A 15,646-nucleotide genomic window follows, 5' to 3' on the forward strand; every position below is an offset into this window, starting at 1 on the left:
CGTCAGGACGCCGCTGAGAATGCGGCCATATGTCGCAGCAATGCGTGAGGGACGGGCCGGGGCGTCGACGCGCGCCGCGACGAACGTTCGGAGAACGTGACTGCGCTCAGGGTTCGAACGGCACGACTGGTAGGCGATGGGTGCGGCGATTTGCCGCAGGGCTTGCGCGCGGGACTCAGTATCGTATGCCCGTGCTGTGAATCCAGCCCATCCAGTTAGCAAACAGGATGAGCAGAAACAGCGTCACCGACAGGCCGACGCGCACCATGAGTGAATGGACGGTGCGATTGGATCGGCCCTTGTCCCGCATCATGAAAAACAATGCGGACGCCAGACTGCCGAGAATCAAGATGAAGGCGATGGCAACGAGAATGCGCATGATCGGCTGGATGACGGGAATGCGTCATTATCGGGCAACGAGCCCCGGCTGGCACGCTGCAATGCAGTGTGCGCGAGGGCTCTCACGCGCTGCCAGACAAGGAACGTAAGTGTTGAAAACCCTTTTTCGCGGCATGCGGCCAGTGCCGACGCTGTTGATCGTGCTGGGCGTGGCGCTGACCGCTGCGCTGGGCGTGTGGCAATACGGCCGCGCCCATCTGCGGCTGGACCGTCAGGCGCAGATCGAACAGGCTGAGCATGCGCCGGTGATCGAGCTAGCGCGTGGCCCGAACGCGCGCGCTTATGCGTTGTCCGACGTCGCCAACCGGCGCGTTCGCGTGACCGGGCATTTCCTCCAGAATCGTGTCGTGTATCTGGATAACCGTCCGCGCAACGAACTCCCGGGGTTCTATGTGGTGATGGCGTTGCAGGTGACGCCGGAGCGCGTCGTGCTCGTGAACCGTGGCTGGCTGCCGCGCGACTTGCGCGATCGCGCCGCCATCATGCCGTACCCCACACCTGCGGGCGACGTGACGATCGAGGGTCTGGCCCAGCCCGATCCGTCGCGCGCTTTCGAACTGGGGCATGGCGGTTCGGCGGCAGGGCTGATGATCCGGCAGAATCTCGACGCGGGTGACTACGCACGCGAAACCGGTTTGCCGTTGCAGCCGTTCGTGATCATGCAGACGAACGACACGGGCGATCATCTGCTGCGCGACTGGCCGGCGCCGGCAAGCGGCGCAGATCGCAACTATGGTTATATGGCGCAGTGGTTCGGCATGTCGCTGATCCTCGCGTTGTTGGGGCTGCGCATGGCATACAAGCGCGGCCGTCGGCTGGCAAACCCAGCGCAGAACATGAGGCGGATATGAGTGCAGATGTGACCAGCGGGCAGGCCAAATCCGCACCCTCGACACCGGCGGTCGACCCGGTGCAACGCCGCAAGGCGCGGCGTATGCTGGTGCTGCTGTTTGCCGTGTGCGCGGCACCGGCCGTGGCGGCTTACCTGATGTATTTCGTGTTCAAGCCGCAGGGCGGCACGTCGTCGTACGGCAAGTTGATCGAACCGCAACGTCCGCTGCCTGCGCTGGTGGTTCGCGACGACGAAACCAACGAGACCCTGCCGCTGACGTCTCTCAAGGGCAAGTGGCTGCTGATCAGCGCGGACACGGCCGCGTGCGATGAGAATTGTGTGAGCAAGCTCTTCTACATGCGGCAGATCCGCGTGTTGCAGGGCAACGAGCGCACACGAGTGGAAACGATCTGGCTGGTGACGGACGACAACGCCGTCTCGGACAAGCTCGACACGGCCTACGAAAACACGCGCCGTTTGCGCGCCGACCCGGTGGCACTGGCCAACTGGCTGCCGACGCAAGAGGGCACCGGCCTGCGCGATCACATCTATCTGGTCGACCCGCTGGGCAACCTGATGATGGCGTTCCCCAAGAGTCCCGACCCGGGCCGCATCAAGAGCGACCTGACGCGACTGCTGAAGTGGTCGGGTACGGGTTGATTGGGGCCAAGGCAAGGGCAAGGGCGGTCGCTGACCGCATGACGGAAATTCGGCCGCGAGCACGCGCCGGACATGACGAAGGATTGACGTAAAACCGATGCTTTACCTTTTGGAACTGGGCTTCATCGGCCTGTGTATCGCGGTGCTGCCGCTGGGCTGGGTGCTGCTGCGCCGCGACGCCGACAAGTACCGCAAACTGGCTTGGGTGACGACCTTTCTCACGCTGGACCTGATCATGTTCGGCGGTTTCACGCGCCTGACGGATTCGGGGCTTGGCTGTCCCGACTGGCCGGGCTGCTACGGCACGTCGTCGCCGTTTGCGGCGCATGCCGACATTCACGCGGCGCAGTTGATGCTGCCGACCGGGCCGGTGACGTTCGTCAAGGCGTGGATCGAGATGATCCACCGGTATTTCGCCATGGCAGTGGGCGTGCTGATCATCGTGCTGATGGTGATGGCCTGGACGAAATGGCTGAAAGCGCGGGGACGCCGCGACGTGGCGGCGCAAGGAACGGCGCAAGGAACAGCACAAGGACGGGCAGGTCGGGTGCCGGTGCAGTCGCCGTGGCTCGCCACGTGGCTATTTGTTCTCGTGTGCGTGCAGGGTGCATTCGGCGCCTGGACGGTCACGATGAAGCTCCAGCCGGTGATCGTCACGACGCACCTGATGCTGGCGCTCACTTTGCTGGGCTCGCTGGCGTGGCTCGCGTCGAGTCAAGTACCGGCGTCACCGGGGTCGTCCATCGCGGCTGATCCCAGTGCGTTGCGCTGGCGCTGGGCGGCGCTGATCGGGCTGGCGTTGCTGGTGTTCCAGATTGCGCTGGGTGGCTGGGTGAGTACCAACTACGCCGTGCTCGCCTGCACTGACTTCCCAACGTGTCAAGGTCAGTGGGTGCCGTCGATGGATTTCCACAATGGCTTCAAGCTCTGGCGCGAGCTGGGCAAGACGGCCGGTGGCGAGGTGATTCCGATGGACGCCCTCGTCGCGATTCACTGGGCGCACCGGACGTTCGCGGTGATCGTGGTGCTTTATCTGGGCTGGCTGGCGACGCGCCTGCGACGACATGCCGCGCTACGGCGGCCCGCAACTCTGGTATTTATGCTTGTCCTCGTGCAGTTTGCGACGGGGCTGTCGAACATCGTTTTCCAGTGGCCGTTGCTGAACGCCATTGCGCACAACGGTGGTGCGGCGGTCCTGCTGCTATTGCTTGTTATGTTAAACTACCGCATTCGCGCCGCCCGGGCGGCGTCTGTTTCGGCCGATCTGAGTCCCCTGGATCAATCTGCCGATCCCGCCCGCCAGAAGCCCCTCCCCGCAGCGGAGCCGGCTGCCGCACCACTCGCTGGCGCCCCGACTGGCTCGGCGTAGCGCATTGCCTCTGAGTGTATGAAAAGCACGACCCTTCCCCATCCGCCGTCTAGCCGTATCGCACAATACTGGGCGTTGACCAAGCCCCGTGTGACGCAGCTCGCCGTGTTCTGCGCCGTCATCGGCATGTTCCTGTCCACGCGCGGAATGGTGCCGTGGCAGGTGCTGATTGGCGGCACCATCGGTATCTGGCTGCTTGCCGGTTCCGCTTTCGCCGTGAACTGCCTGATCGAGCAACGCGTCGACGCGCTCATGCGCCGCACTGCTTGGCGCCCATCCGCCCGGGGCGAAATCGCACCGTGGCAGATCATCGTCTTCTCGACGATTCTGGGTGCTGCCGGCATGGTGGTGCTCTACACGTACACCAACGCGCTCACGATGTGGCTCACGCTCGGCACCTTTGTCGGCTACGCCCTCATCTACACCATCATCCTGAAGCCCTCGACGCCGCAGAACATCGTGATCGGCGGTGCTGCGGGGGCGATGCCGCCGGCCCTCGGCTGGGCCGCTGTAACCGGCGCCGTGCCGGCCGATGCGTGGATTCTGGTGCTCATCATTTTCGTCTGGACGCCGCCGCACTTCTGGGCGCTCGCGCTCTATCGCCGTCAGGACTATGTGAATTCCGGCCTGCCGATGCTGCCGAATACGCACGGCGAAAAGTACACGCGTCTTCAGATTCTGCTCTATAGCGTGGTGCTGTTTGCCGTCTCGCTGCTGCCGTTTGCACATCGCATGAGCGGTTATCTGTATCTGGCTTCGGCGGTGGTGCTCTCGGGCATCTTCCTGGGCTACGCGATCAAGTTGTGGCGCAACTATTCCGATGCGCTCTCGCGCTCGATGTTCCGCTATTCGATCGTCTATCTCTCGCTGCTGTTCGCAGCGTTGCTGATCGATCACTACGTGCAGATCTATTTGCTCGGCTGATGGTCTGATGAAGACGAAGACAGGCGCGTTACGGTTTTTGCTGCCGGCGCGCCTGTTGTCATTTCAGGCCATGCCGTTTCCTTTGTTTCGGGGTCATTTCTTCATGAAGCTTGCTGTCATCTGGTTGCGCCGCGCGATGTTTCTGATGGGGCTTACCGTTTTGCTCGCCGCCTGCGGCAAGGACGGTCCGACGTTCCAGAGTCTCGATATCACCGGTAACAAGGAGTTCGCGCAGGACTTCTCGTTGCTCGATCCGCAGGGCAAGACGCGCACGCTCGCCGATTACAAGGGTAAGGCGGTGGTGATGTTCTTCGGCTACACGCATTGCCCGGATGTGTGCCCGACCACGATGGCCGAACTCAATCAGGTGATGCAGAAGCTCGGCCCGGACGCGCAGAACGTGCAAGTGCTCTTTGTGACCGTCGATCCGCAGCGCGACACGGCGGAATTGATGGGGCAGTACGTGCCTGCCTTCAACCCGGCGTTCGTGGGGCTGCGTCCGGCTGACGATGCGGCGCTGAAACAAGTGACGAAGTCGTTCCGCGTGGTGGTCAACAAGGTGGAAGGCTCGACGCCCACCAACTACACCATCGACCATACCGCCGGCATCTATGTCTTCGACCCGAAGGGGCAACTGCGTCTGTTCATGCGTCCGGACGAGCCGGTCGACGCGATGGCGCAGGATCTGAAGACGCTGCTGAGCTAAGCGCAGCGACTCGGGCATCTCCCGATTCGCGAAAGAGAAAGGGCGGCCTCGAGCCGCCCTTTTTGCGTCTATCGTCAGTCCTGCGATGGTGTCACTCGGATGCTGGATGCAGCGTCTCATTGCGTCGCCGCGCATTGGCCGCGATCAGTTCGCGATGCGTGTGGAAGAAGCTGTGCGAAACCGCGGTGTCGCGCCGGGCTTCCAGCCACGTTTCGAATTCTGGTGTGAGTTGCGTGGAAACGGAGCGCACCACGTCACCCCCGTGCCACCAGTCGTCGGAATCGCACTGCCAGAACGGCGAGCGCTGACGCCGGCCGTCGATGTCGTTGGTACGGATGAGCAGATCCAGTGCATGGCGGCTGGCCTGAAACGCGGGCGAATCGGCATCCAGACTCGCGGTGGCATCGAGTAGCGTTCGCGGGATGGTGCCGTCGGCGGGGACGGCGCCTTCCTGTGGCGCACGGCCGGGCGCGTAGAAGAGCGAGACCGTCCGGCGGATGGGGTCGAAGACGACCGGCACGCTGGTCGGGTGCGCGAACAACTGAAGCACACGTAGCGACAGGATCAGCGAGTCATTATTCAGTCCGTCTGGGGATTGCAGGGCGATGTGATCAAACCAGTCGCGAAGCGTTGGCGTGGCCTGAATGCGCCGCTGCAATTCGCCAGCGGGACATTGACTCAGGCGTGCGACAAGATCGGTGGCACCCTCGGGTGGCATGCCGGTATTGATCAGGTGTTCGGCCCGCAGCGCCGCATACGGCATGTCGAGAACCAGCTTCAGGCAGGAGAGTTGAGACGGCGTGCGGTTCAGAATCGGCGTGCCTCGTTGGCTGCGAGCCACGTGGTCGAGATACTCGAACGAGGGAGCGGCCTTGAGTCGCTGGCACACATCGCAGCGCTTGGAAGCTGCAATAGTGGAAGGTGTCGGGAGCATGGCAAACCTCATCGGGAACGTCAGGGAGGCGCCACGGTACTGCGTGTGCTTCGTTCAGGCTTGGCCGCCAGACCGGCAATTTCACTCTTTGGGCCGCACCATGAAAAAACGCGCCCCGAGGGGCGCGTTCGACGTTCAGCTGCCTTCCTGACTGCGCCGTTCGAGATCGTCATGTGCTTCGAACCACATCACGTTGATGATGCCGAACGCGAGCGCGAGGCCAAGGCCGAGAACCCAAGAGAAATACCACATGTCGCAGCTCCTTGATCAGTACATCGTGTGCGGGTTTTCGTTGACCTCGTCGATCGTCACGCGACCGCGAACCACGCGGTACACCCAGCCGGTGTAAGCGAGCACGATCGGCAGGAAGACAACGACGGCGATCAACATGATTTGCAGCGTGAGCTGGCTCGAACTGGCATCCCAGAGCGTGAGGCTGCTGCCCGGCGCCGTGGACGACGGCATCACGAACGGGAACATCGAGAAGCCCGCGGTGAGAATGATGCCGGCCATCATCAGCCCGGTGATCACGAACGTCCACGCGTAGGCACGGCTGGTGGCGAGCAACGCCGCGAGCAACGCACACAGGCAGGCGACCACGGGCGCCGCGATCATCCACGGATATGTGTGGTAGTTGGTGAGCCAAAGGCCGGGGCCGGTGGTGACCTGCTTCATCAGCGGGTTGGCCGGTGCGCCGGTCGAGGCCATCTGCGTGATGGCGAAGCCGTCGACATGCGTGGCGACGAGCACCCCTGCGACGAGGAACAGCAACAACGTGCCCAGTGCCGTCATCCGCATGATGCGGCCCGCGCGCTCGGCCACCAGCGGATCTGCCTTCATGCGCAGGTGGGCCGCGCCGTGCGTGACCAGCATGAGGACGCTGACCAGACCGCACAGCAGCGCGAACGGGTTGAGCAATGCCCAGAACGAGCCCGTGTACGTGGAGCGCAGCGTGTTGTCGTACGAGAACGGCAGGCCAAGCAACAGGTTGCCGAACGCCACGCCGAACACCAACGACGGCACGACGCTGCCGACGAACAGCGCCCAGTCCCACGACGTACGCCAGCGTGCGCTCGGCAACTTATTCCGATAGTCGAAGCCGACCGGCCGCAGGAACAACGCGAAGAGCACGAGCAGCAGGGCCCAGTAGAGCCCCGAGAACGCTGCGGCATACACCAGCGGCCACGCGGCAAACATCGCGCCGCCTGCCGTCACGAACCAGACCTGATTGCCTTCCCAAGTGGGGGCAACGGTGTTGATGATGACGCGGCGCTCTGCGTCGGTTTTGCCAAGGAAGGGCAGCAGTGTGCCGGTGCCCATGTCGAAGCCGTCGAAGAAGGCAAAGCCGATCAGCAGCACGCCGATGAGCACCCACCAGATCAGCTTGAGTACGGTGTAATCGATCATCATGATGTGGTTTCTCCCTGACGATCAGACCGAGGCCGGACGGTCGCGGCCAATGGCCCCGGCCGCACCGTCTTCCGTCTCGAAGTGGTAGCGGCCGGTATGCAGCGACGACGGGCCGAGCTTGACGTACTTCACCATCAGGAACATCTCGATGATGAGCAACGCGGTGTAGAAGAGGATGAAGCCCGCGAGGCTCAGATACAGATCGCCCGCCGAGAGCGACGACGTCGAGAGATGGGTCGGCAGAATGCCGGCGATGGTCCACGGCTGACGGCCCATTTCAGCAACGATCCAGCCGAATTCAGCAGCCAGCCACGGCAGCGGAATCGCCCACACCGTCCAGCGCAGGAACCAGGCCGAGCGCGGCTTGAGCAGACGGCGGCGCGCGCACAGCCAGAACGCCCACAGGAACGTGAACAGGAACAGGAAGCCCAGACCGACCATGATGCGGAACGACCAGAACACCGGCGCGACCGGCGGAATGGTGTCGTTCGCGGCCATGTGAATCTGCTCGGGCGTGGCATCGACCACATTCGGCGTGTACTTCTTGAGCAACAGACCGTAGCCCAGATCGTCCTTGTACTTGTCGAACTCGGCACGCACGGCCGGCGATGTGTCGCCGTTGCGCAGTTTCTCCAGAGCGGCGAAGGCGATCATGCCGCGCTTGATGTTGTCCTTGTGCTCGTCACGCAGTTGCGTGAGACCGATAACCGGCGTGTCGACCGAGCGCGTGGCAATCAGGCCCATCGCCCAAGGAATCTTCACGGCGAAGTCGGTGCGCTCTTCCTTCTGATTCGGGAACCCGAACAGCGTGAACGATGCAGGCGGCTTGGCCGTTTCCCACTCGGCTTCGATGGCGGCGAGCTTGACCTTCTGCACTTCACCCGTGGTGTAGCCCGACTCGTCGCCGAGCACGATCACCGAGAGTGTCGACGCGAGACCGAAGCCGGCGGCGACCGCAAACGAGCGCAGTGCGAACGGCACGTCGCGACGCTTGAGCAGATACCACGCCGAGATACCGAGCACGAACATCGCAGCAGTGACATAACCCGCAGACAGCGTATGCACGAACTTCACCTGCGCGACCGGATTGAAGATCACGTCCCAGATGCTGTTCAGCTCCATGCGCATCGTCTCGTAGTTGAAGTGCGCGCCGACCGGATTGTTCATCCAGCCGTTGGCCACGAGAATCCACAACGCGGAGAGGTTCGAGCCGAGGGCCACTGCGAAGGTGGTGGCCAAGTGGCCGATGCGAGAGAGCTTGTTCCAGCCGAAGAAGAACAGGCCGACGAAGGTGGCTTCGAGGAAGAACGCCATCAGGCCTTCGATGGCGAGTGGCACCCCGAAGATGTCACCGACGTAGTGCGAGTAGTACGCCCAATTGGTGCCGAACTGAAATTCGAGCGTGAGACCGGTGGTCACGCCCATGGCGAAGTTGATCAGGAAGAGCTTGCCCCAGAACTGGGTCATGTCCTTGTAGATCTGCTTGCCGGTCATCACGTAGACCGACTCCATGATGACAAGCAGCCACGACAGACCCAGCGTGAGCGGGACGAACAGAAAGTGATACAGCGCCGTTATGGCGAACTGCAAGCGCGAGAGGTCAACGACTTCGCTACTGATCATGGCGGACACCTTGACTTGGGGTGGGGGATGGCGTTTCTGCGGCGGGCGGCCCGATCAGGGCGCGGGCCACGACGTCCGGCGGCAAGTACATGTGCTTGGCCATCGGGGCGTCGAAGAACGCGTTTTTCAGTATGAAAAGGAGTACTACCTTGATCGCGAGAACGATCAGGATTTCGAGCATGAAACGGGAAGGGCGGGTACGCCAGCGCCTGATCAGCCAGGTGACGAGGGCGGAATGCGCCACCGCCGAAGACGTGGCCGTGGCGGGAGGCTTCGGACTGCTAGGAGAGTGGGTGTCCATCCGTGACGGCTCCTGGCGTCGAAAGTCGTGTGTTGGAAACAGCGTCGACTTCCGAGGCATTGTGCCTTATCGCTTAAAAATGTCAAACCGCGGCGGATGGGGGCGGATGACACGCAGATGACGCTGGTTCGATGCGGATCTTCTGCCTCGGCGGGCAGTCGATGAGAAGCGGGTTCGAGACAAGGGTCCGGCGCGTCGGGCAGCCCCCCGGGCCGTCCTTCGCACGTAGCATGGCCACGTACGAAGCGATTCTATCGACCGGTCTGCCGGTAGACCTTGCGATGCATCAAGTCCTAAGCAATTGGTCTGCGAACTTTGCCCGGCGCCAGAAAGCAAAAAGCCCCGCGAATCATCGCGGGGCTTTGCTGTGTTCAGGCGACGCCGTGGGGCGTCGCTGTGACATCGTGTCGCACGTCCTGACGTAGACGCGCGCCGATGTCAGCCGGGATTACGCAAACGCTTGCAGCGCACCCTTCATCTTCTTCATTGCCGCGGCCTCGATCTGGCGGATGCGCTCGGCGGAGACGCCGAATTCGTCAGCCAGTTCGTGCAGCGTGGCGCCGCCACTGCCGTCGTCTTCCACCGACAGCCAGCGGGCTTCGATGATACGGCGGCTGCGCGGGTCCAGACGGCCAAGCGCCGTTTGCAGACCGTCGCTTTGCAGATGGTCGCGTTCGCGGGCAGCGATCACGGCCGTCGGCTCTTGATGCGAGTCGGCAAGGTAGGCGATCGGGGCGAAGCTGGCGCTGTCGCTGTCGTCGCTGTGGCCTTCGAGGGCGATATCGCCGCCGGACATGCGCGTTTCCATCTCGATGACGTCTTCGCGCTTCACATTCAGATCGCGGGCGACCTGATCGATTTCGTCCGGCGTGAACGCTTGCAGGCCTTGCTTCTGGCTACGCAGGTTGAAGAACAGCTTGCGTTGTGCCTTGGTCGTCGCGACCTTCACGGTGCGCCAGTTCTTCAGGACGTACTCGTGAATCTCGGCCTTGATCCAGTGCATGGCATACGACACGAGTCGCACGCCCTGCGTGGGGTCGAAGCGCTTCACGGCCTTCATCAGACCGATATTGCCTTCCTGAATCAGGTCGGCATGCGGCAGCCCGTAGCCGAGGTAGTTACGTGCGATCGAAACCACCAGTCGCAGGTGCGAAAGCACGAGCTGGCGGGCGGCCTCGAGATCGTCGTTGTCGCGCAGACGCTTGGCGAGCGACTGCTCTTCCTCGGCGGTCAGCAGCGGAATACGGTGAACAGCCTGAATATAGCTGTCGATGTTGCCCAGACTGCCCGGCAGCATCAATGCCGACGGGGCAATAGCAAGGGCACGAGAATTCGGCGCCGTGCCGGTGGCCGGCGTCGTCGGATGCAAAGTGGCGGCAGTACTCAAGTGGTGGACTCCTGGTTAGCCTCTGGGAAAGCATTTTAGCACTCTCTCCAGACGAGTGCTAAAGACGTTAGAACCCTTACTGGGCGGGAAGTTTCCGAGGTCTCGGGGTTTTCCAGCAGCCCCGGGGTTCCGGGAAAAGTCACTGGCGCAAACGTGACGTGGATGGTGTAAATTGCAACCCAAGTCGCGTGTGTTCAGGTGTCGGCGAGAGGGGAGGTCAGCATGGCTGGAAAGCATATCGACGCAATCCGAGAGCTCGAAGCAGCGCGGTTTTCCGCGATGGTCGAGGTCGACGTCGAAAAACTGGACTCACTTCTGGCCGAGGGCGTTCGCTACGTTCACTCGAACGGCAAATGCGAAACAAAACAGCAATTTCTGGGCGCACTGACGTCCGGCCGCCGCCGCTATCTCGACATTCAGTCGTCGGATCAGCAACTTCACCAGTTCGGCGACACCGTCGTAGTGATCGGCAAGCTCTTGGTGGAGCTGGAAACCGCCACCGGCTCGCTGGAATCGCAAATGATCTATACGGCGGTCCATGTCCGCGAGGCCGAAGCCTGGCGGCTCATCTCGTGGCAGGCAACTCGGATGGCGTCGGCTGAATAACGGCGTGGCGGCACACCGCCAATACGTTATCGGCCCGCACCTTGTCGTTCACCCGGGCCGTCTCGGCAGCCCTCTCGATGACACGCTTCGAGCGTGTACTTCAAAGCAGAAGATTTGATGTGTTTCGGGATGAAATGTTCCGGAAATATCATATTTTTGCTGAAAAAACCTGATATCACCGAATTTCGCCCGACGACGATGGATTGCGCCCGGACGTCGCGCAACTGCCGCCTGTGCAAGCCGATTTGCGGCGGCTCAGTCAGCCTTTGACGCCCAGTGCCAGCCGGATCACCTCGACTTGCCGTGCGATCGGGGCTGGGATCGAGACGTCGCCGGCCAGCACAGCCTCGATCCAGCGCGCCGTTGCCTCGGCATCGGCGGTGGGCAGGGCGGGCGGTGCGCCCGAGGCACCTTCCTCGGCGGCTTGCCACGCGCGGGGTACGCCATCGGAGAAGCCGTCGATCGCGCCCTGACGGCGGGCATCGGCGACCGGTTCGCCTTCGGTGCCGCGTGCGAGCAGCACGCCGGGCGCCGGGCTGTTGGCCGCGTCGGCGAACATTTCGCCGAGCGTTTCTTTGTATTCCGGGTGGGTGTAATTCACCAGCCGCAATGCCGGTCCGGCGAAGGGCTGAAGCAACTTCACGACCGTGTGCCCGGAATTCCGTACGCCCAGTGCGGCGCGCATTTCCAGCAAGCGTTCGAGGCCGGGCGATAGCGAGGCAATCGGTAAATATGCGACGCGGCGGGTGCGCAGCGCTGCTTCCGCCTCGGCGCCCGACTGGCAAGCCGCGTGGCCCAGCGCGGCGAAGATGGCCTGTGTCCCCACGCGATTCGCGCCGCTGTGATGCTGACCGTGGACGAGCACCGGAATGCCCTCGCGGGCGAGCAGCAAAGCCAGCAGCGGTGTGAGATTGGGCTGTTTGCGTGCGCCGTTGTAACTCGGCAGCAGCACCGGCGGCGGTGCATCGTCGGGGGCCTTGAGTGGCGTGAAGGTGGCGTGGGCGGCATCGAGCATCGCGCGCAATTCCACCGGTGTTTCGCCCTTGATACGGTACGCAATCAACACGCCGCCAAGCTCTGCGGGCGCCACGCGATCCGCGAGAATCGCATCGAATAGCATCCGCGTTTCGTCAGCGCTCAACGGCCGTGCCCCTTTGGCCCCCCGGGCGATGGTTTTGAGCAGCGGTGCGCAGGCAAACGGAGCAGCAGTGGTCATGACGCGTCAGGGGTTCGAGATATGGGGAGTCGGCGACTTCGGGCCGCACTACAGGGCACATTCGGGGCACATTCGGGGCGCAAGCAGGGAACATGCAGGGCGCAGACAGCGGCGAAGTCAGGCTTCCATCATACGCAATCAGGTGTTGCAGCGGGCAACGCTTCAAGTACCATCTCGTGTCTGTGCGGGGCGTGGCGAGTGCCATGCAACATACCGCACTCGCGACGACGTCTGTCGACCGTCCCGCCGCCTGCTTACCCGGAATATCCCGTCATTGAGGAGCGCCATGTCCACGCTGTACAGCTATTTCCGCAGTTCCGCCGCGTATCGCGTGCGGATCGCACTCAATCTGAAGGGCCTCGACTACGACACCGTGCCGGTGCATCTCGTGCGCGACGGTGGCGAACAACTCAAGCCCGCGTATCGCGCGCTCAACGTCAATGCGCTGGTGCCGACGTTTGTCGATGGTGACGTGAACATTCACCAGTCGCTCGCGATTATCGAGTATCTGGAAGACATTCACCCGACGCCCGCCTTGCTGCCGGCCGACCCGGTTGCCCGGGCGCAGGTGCGTGCGCTGGCACTCGATATCGCGGCAGATATCCATCCGATCGACAATCTGCGCGTGCTGCGCTACCTGAAGCACGACCTCGGCGTGACCGAGGAGCAGAAGAACGCGTGGTACGTGCACTGGGTGATCGAAGGACTGACGTCGCTCGAAGCGCGTCTGCAAGCGCAGCCGCAGCCCGGCAAGTTCACGTTCGGCGACACGCCTACGCTGGCCGATTGCTGCCTCGTGCCGCAGATCTACAACGCGAATCGCTTCAAGATCGACATGACGCCGTTCCCGCGTATTGCGGCCGTGAACGCACATTGCCTCACGCTCGACGCCTTCCAGCGCGCCACGCCCGAAGCGCAACCCGACGCAGAGTAAGCGCTTCGATGATCGATCCGGCTTTCTGGCGGGGCATGGCGCTCGGCGCCAGCCTCATCATTGCGATTGGCGCGCAAAACGCATTTGTCTTGCGGCAGGGCATTCTGAAGCGTCATGTCGGCCTCGCTGTCGCGGTCTGTGCCATTTGCGATATGGCACTCATCGCGGCCGGTGTGGCGGGCATGGGCGGGCTGATTGCGGCCTATCCGCGCTTTCTGACGGCCGTCACGTGGGGCGGTGCGGCGTTTCTGTTCTGGTACGGGCTGCGCGCGTGGCGGGCGGCGTTTCGCGGCACCGGTGCCTTGCAGGCCGACGGCAGCCGCGTGGCGACGCAGGAGATGACGTGGCAGCGCGCGTTGGTGCTGGTGCTTATGCTCTCGCTGCTTAACCCGCACGTGTATCTCGATACGGTGATTCTGCTCGGCGGCATCGGTGCGCGCGAGTCAGCACCCGGGAATGCATGGTTTGCGGCGGGGGCGATGACCGCGTCTGTGCTGTGGTTCACTACGCTCGGCTACGGTGCCCGATTGCTGGCCCCGCTGTTCTCCCGCGCGCGGGCTTGGCAGATTCTCGACGGCATCGTCGGCGTGATGATGTGGGGACTCTGCGCAGGGCTGATCGCGCAGCAGTTGTGATGAGGTGAGGCGGCGCGCTGGCGCGGCCTGATGTGTTGAGCCTTCGCTGAACGTGCGCTGAAAAAAACGGCCCGCTACTCGATGAGTGCGGGCCGTTGTTCTTTGGCGAGGGGGGCGGTCTTACCCGAGCAATGCGTCGGAGAACTCGCGCGCCGAGAACGGTTGCAGGTCTTCGACCTTCTCGCCCACGCCGATGAAGTAGACCGGCACCGGGCGCTGGCGGGCGATGGCGGCGAGAATGCCGCCCTTGGCCGTACCGTCGAGCTTGGTGACGATGAGGCCCGTGAGTTGCAGGGCGTCGTCGAACGCCTTGACCTGCGCGAGCGCATTCTGGCCGGTGTTGGCGTCGATGACGAGCAGCACTTCGTGCGGTGCGCCGTCGGCGGCCTTGCCGAGCACGCGCTTGATCTTCTTGAGCTCTTCCATCAGATGCAACTGCGTGGGCAGGCGCCCGGCCGTGTCTGCCATCACGATGTCGATCTTGCGGGCGCGGGCGGCGCTCACGGCGTCGAACACCACGGCGGCGGGGTCGCCGCTTTCCTGTGCCACGACCGCGACGTTGTTGCGCTCGCCCCAGATCGTCAGTTGCTCGCGCGCGGCGGCGCGGAACGTGTCGCCCGCAGCGAGCAGCACCGATTGGTCATAGCTCTGGAAGTGCTTGGCGAGCTTGCCGATGCTGGTGGTCTTGCCGGCACCGTTCACGCCGGCGATCATCACCACCAGCGGGGCTTCGCGGCCCAGCACGAGACTCTGTTCCAGCGGCGAAAGCAACTCGACCAGCAGGTCGTGCAGCGCGCGCTTGACCTGTTCACCTTCGGTCAGACGTTCCGCCTTGACCTTCTTGCGCAACGCGTCGAGCAGGAACGTGGTGGCTTCGACGCCCGCGTCGCTCATGAGCAGCGCGCTTTCCAGTTCCTCGAAGAGATTCTCGTCGACCTTCACGCCGACGAAGATGCCGGTGAGCCCGGCGCTGGTCTTCGACAGCCCGGCCTTCAGGCGCGTGAGCCACGAACGTTTGGCAGCGGGCGCTGCGGCGGGGGCTGCGACGATTTCGCCGATGGCCTCGCCGCTGTCGTCCTTGACGACGACGGGGGCCGGGGCCGGTGCGGTCTCGACTTCTGGTTCGAATTCCGCCTCAGGTGCCGACTCGGTTTCCGGTTCGGCTTCCTGTTCGACTTCCGGCGCGATAGTCACCGGATTGGGGACATTCGCCACAGGCGTTTCAGACAACACCGCCGTTTTTGACGCTTCGGCGTCACGGACGGGGGCGCTTTGCGGAACATTCGGCGTAGCGGCAGGCGTTGCCGGGGCCGCAGGTGCCGCCACAGGGGGCGGTGGAACGACGGGCGCTGCCGGTGCTGCGGGCGCGGTCACCGGCGCTTGAGCGGCCTGCGGCGCAGCAGGCTGGATCGGTGCCGGGGCAGCGGTCGCTGGCGCGGGCGCGGGTGCCGGTGCGGCAGACGCGGCTTCGGGGGCGGCCTTTGCGACGGCCTCATCGGACGCGTTTTCGACGGGCGATGCGGGGCTCGGCTCGGCGGATTTGTTACCGCCCGACGTGAAACGCTTGAAGAAACTGAACATGGAGTGAGGAACTTGGCGTGGGGAGCGCGCTCGGAGACGTCTCTGATTTGTCGTGCCATTCGCGCCGGGCAAAACGCCCTACAATGGGCGGTCGCGTTTCCGGCGCGGGAAATGCGACGTATTTTATCA

The 15,646-nt window shown here is 63.4% G+C and carries 17 protein-coding genes; 8 read left to right on the forward strand and 9 right to left on the reverse strand.

The features are described from left to right. Positions 1-175: 175 nt before the first annotated feature. Positions 176-379, reverse strand: a complete 204-nt coding sequence (locus tag AT302_RS02795; protein ID WP_058377116.1) for a twin transmembrane helix small protein — start codon at positions 377-379, stop codon at positions 176-178. A gap of 133 nt (positions 380-512) precedes the next feature. Between AT302_RS02795 and AT302_RS02800 the strand changes: the two genes are divergently transcribed. From AT302_RS02800 to AT302_RS02820, 5 genes are all read left to right on the forward strand, one after another. Further along, a complete protein-coding gene (locus tag AT302_RS02800) occupies positions 513-1,250 on the forward strand; it encodes an SURF1 family protein (protein WP_058377117.1) in 738 nt (245 codons plus the stop codon). Then, positions 1,247-1,891, forward strand: a complete 645-nt coding sequence (locus tag AT302_RS02805; protein WP_058377118.1) for an SCO family protein — start codon at positions 1,247-1,249, stop codon at positions 1,889-1,891. The genes AT302_RS02800 and AT302_RS02805 overlap by 4 nt, the downstream gene beginning before the upstream one ends. A 97-nt stretch (positions 1,892-1,988) precedes the next feature. Further along, the gene (locus AT302_RS02810; protein WP_058377119.1) at positions 1,989-3,260 is read left to right on the forward strand and encodes a COX15/CtaA family protein; all 1,272 of its coding nucleotides are present in this window, start codon (positions 1,989-1,991) and stop codon (positions 3,258-3,260) included. An 18-nt stretch (positions 3,261-3,278) separates the two neighbouring features. Then, positions 3,279-4,184 carry a heme o synthase gene (gene cyoE, locus AT302_RS02815; protein ID WP_058377120.1) on the forward strand — a complete coding sequence of 302 codons (906 nt, stop codon included), beginning with the start codon at positions 3,279-3,281 and terminating at the stop codon, positions 4,182-4,184. A 103-nt stretch (positions 4,185-4,287) separates the two neighbouring features. After that, positions 4,288-4,890: an SCO family protein gene (locus AT302_RS02820; protein WP_058380052.1), complete on the forward strand. Its 603-nt coding sequence runs from the start codon at positions 4,288-4,290 to the stop codon at positions 4,888-4,890. A gap of 91 nt (positions 4,891-4,981) precedes the next feature. Here AT302_RS02820 and AT302_RS02825 read toward each other — a convergent pair whose 3' ends face one another. The 6 genes from AT302_RS02825 to rpoH all read right to left on the reverse strand — a co-directional run bounded on the left by AT302_RS02825 (position 4,982) and on the right by rpoH (position 10,545). Continuing rightward, positions 4,982-5,824, reverse strand: coding sequence for a hypothetical protein (locus AT302_RS02825; protein WP_058377121.1), 843 nt, complete (start codon positions 5,822-5,824; stop codon positions 4,982-4,984). A gap of 135 nt (positions 5,825-5,959) precedes the next feature. After that, the gene (gene cydX, locus AT302_RS02830; protein ID WP_064675025.1) at positions 5,960-6,076 is read right to left on the reverse strand and encodes a cytochrome bd-I oxidase subunit CydX; all 117 of its coding nucleotides are present in this window, start codon (positions 6,074-6,076) and stop codon (positions 5,960-5,962) included. A 15-nt stretch (positions 6,077-6,091) separates the two neighbouring features. Further along, the gene (cydB, locus tag AT302_RS02835) at positions 6,092-7,228 is read right to left on the reverse strand and encodes a cytochrome d ubiquinol oxidase subunit II (protein WP_058380053.1); all 1,137 of its coding nucleotides are present in this window, start codon (positions 7,226-7,228) and stop codon (positions 6,092-6,094) included. A gap of 27 nt (positions 7,229-7,255) precedes the next feature. Continuing rightward, a complete protein-coding gene (locus AT302_RS02840; protein ID WP_058377122.1) occupies positions 7,256-8,857 on the reverse strand; it encodes a cytochrome ubiquinol oxidase subunit I in 1,602 nt (533 codons plus the stop codon). After that, complete coding sequence (gene cydP, locus AT302_RS02845) at positions 8,847-9,158, reverse strand: cytochrome oxidase putative small subunit CydP (protein ID WP_064675026.1); 312 nt, start codon at positions 9,156-9,158, stop codon at positions 8,847-8,849. The genes AT302_RS02840 and cydP overlap by 11 nt, the downstream gene beginning before the upstream one ends. 448 nt (positions 9,159-9,606) lie before the next feature. Next, complete coding sequence (gene rpoH, locus AT302_RS02850) at positions 9,607-10,545, reverse strand: RNA polymerase sigma factor RpoH (protein ID WP_058377123.1); 939 nt, start codon at positions 10,543-10,545, stop codon at positions 9,607-9,609. A gap of 222 nt (positions 10,546-10,767) precedes the next feature. Between rpoH and AT302_RS02855 the strand changes: the two genes are divergently transcribed. Continuing rightward, positions 10,768-11,151, forward strand: a complete 384-nt coding sequence (locus AT302_RS02855; RefSeq protein ID WP_058377124.1) for a nuclear transport factor 2 family protein — start codon at positions 10,768-10,770, stop codon at positions 11,149-11,151. A 259-nt stretch (positions 11,152-11,410) separates the two neighbouring features. Here AT302_RS02855 and ybiB read toward each other — a convergent pair whose 3' ends face one another. After that, positions 11,411-12,367, reverse strand: a complete 957-nt coding sequence (gene ybiB, locus AT302_RS02860; protein ID WP_058377125.1) for a DNA-binding protein YbiB — start codon at positions 12,365-12,367, stop codon at positions 11,411-11,413. 286 nt (positions 12,368-12,653) lie between these two features. Here ybiB and maiA point away from each other — a divergent pair, with 286 nt between their 5' ends. Together maiA and AT302_RS02870 are read left to right on the forward strand one after the other, a co-directional pair. Next, entirely contained in the window at positions 12,654-13,301 is a 648-nt protein-coding gene (gene maiA / locus AT302_RS02865; RefSeq protein ID WP_058377126.1) for a maleylacetoacetate isomerase, read from the forward strand. 8 nt (positions 13,302-13,309) lie between these two features. Beyond that, positions 13,310-13,936: a LysE/ArgO family amino acid transporter gene (locus AT302_RS02870; RefSeq protein ID WP_058377127.1), complete on the forward strand. Its 627-nt coding sequence runs from the start codon at positions 13,310-13,312 to the stop codon at positions 13,934-13,936. 120 nt (positions 13,937-14,056) lie between these two features. On the opposite strand, the gene ftsY is transcribed toward AT302_RS02870, so the two are convergent. Continuing rightward, on the reverse strand, positions 14,057-15,517 hold the full coding sequence (ftsY, locus tag AT302_RS02875; RefSeq protein ID WP_058377128.1) for a signal recognition particle-docking protein FtsY: 1,461 nt from the start codon (positions 15,515-15,517) through the stop codon (positions 14,057-14,059). Positions 15,518-15,646: the final 129 nt, after the last annotated feature.

It is taken from the genome of Pandoraea norimbergensis, assembly GCF_001465545.3.
Lineage (GTDB): Bacteria > Pseudomonadota > Gammaproteobacteria > Burkholderiales > Burkholderiaceae > Pandoraea > Pandoraea norimbergensis.

Coding starts and splice junctions, on each gene's coding strand:
- AT302_RS02795 (WP_058377116.1), bottom strand. CDS start 379: ATGCGCATTCTCGTTGCCATCGCCTTCATCTTGATTCTCGGCAGTCTG.
- AT302_RS02800 (WP_058377117.1), top strand. CDS start 513: ATGCGGCCAGTGCCGACGCTGTTGATCGTGCTGGGCGTGGCGCTGACC.
- AT302_RS02805 (WP_058377118.1), top strand. CDS start 1,247: ATGAGTGCAGATGTGACCAGCGGGCAGGCCAAATCCGCACCCTCGACA.
- AT302_RS02810 (WP_058377119.1), top strand. CDS start 1,989: ATGCTTTACCTTTTGGAACTGGGCTTCATCGGCCTGTGTATCGCGGTG.
- cyoE (WP_058377120.1), top strand. CDS start 3,279: ATGAAAAGCACGACCCTTCCCCATCCGCCGTCTAGCCGTATCGCACAA.
- AT302_RS02820 (WP_058380052.1), top strand. CDS start 4,288: ATGAAGCTTGCTGTCATCTGGTTGCGCCGCGCGATGTTTCTGATGGGG.
- AT302_RS02825 (WP_058377121.1), bottom strand. CDS start 5,824: ATGCTCCCGACACCTTCCACTATTGCAGCTTCCAAGCGCTGCGATGTG.
- cydX (WP_064675025.1), bottom strand. CDS start 6,076: ATGTGGTATTTCTCTTGGGTTCTCGGCCTTGGCCTCGCGCTCGCGTTC.
- AT302_RS02840 (WP_058377122.1), bottom strand. CDS start 8,857: ATGATCAGTAGCGAAGTCGTTGACCTCTCGCGCTTGCAGTTCGCCATA.
- cydP (WP_064675026.1), bottom strand. CDS start 9,158: ATGGACACCCACTCTCCTAGCAGTCCGAAGCCTCCCGCCACGGCCACG.
- AT302_RS02855 (WP_058377124.1), top strand. CDS start 10,768: ATGGCTGGAAAGCATATCGACGCAATCCGAGAGCTCGAAGCAGCGCGG.
- ybiB (WP_058377125.1), bottom strand. CDS start 12,367: ATGACCACTGCTGCTCCGTTTGCCTGCGCACCGCTGCTCAAAACCATC.
- maiA (WP_058377126.1), top strand. CDS start 12,654: ATGTCCACGCTGTACAGCTATTTCCGCAGTTCCGCCGCGTATCGCGTG.
- AT302_RS02870 (WP_058377127.1), top strand. CDS start 13,310: ATGATCGATCCGGCTTTCTGGCGGGGCATGGCGCTCGGCGCCAGCCTC.
- ftsY (WP_058377128.1), bottom strand. CDS start 15,517: ATGTTCAGTTTCTTCAAGCGTTTCACGTCGGGCGGTAACAAATCCGCC.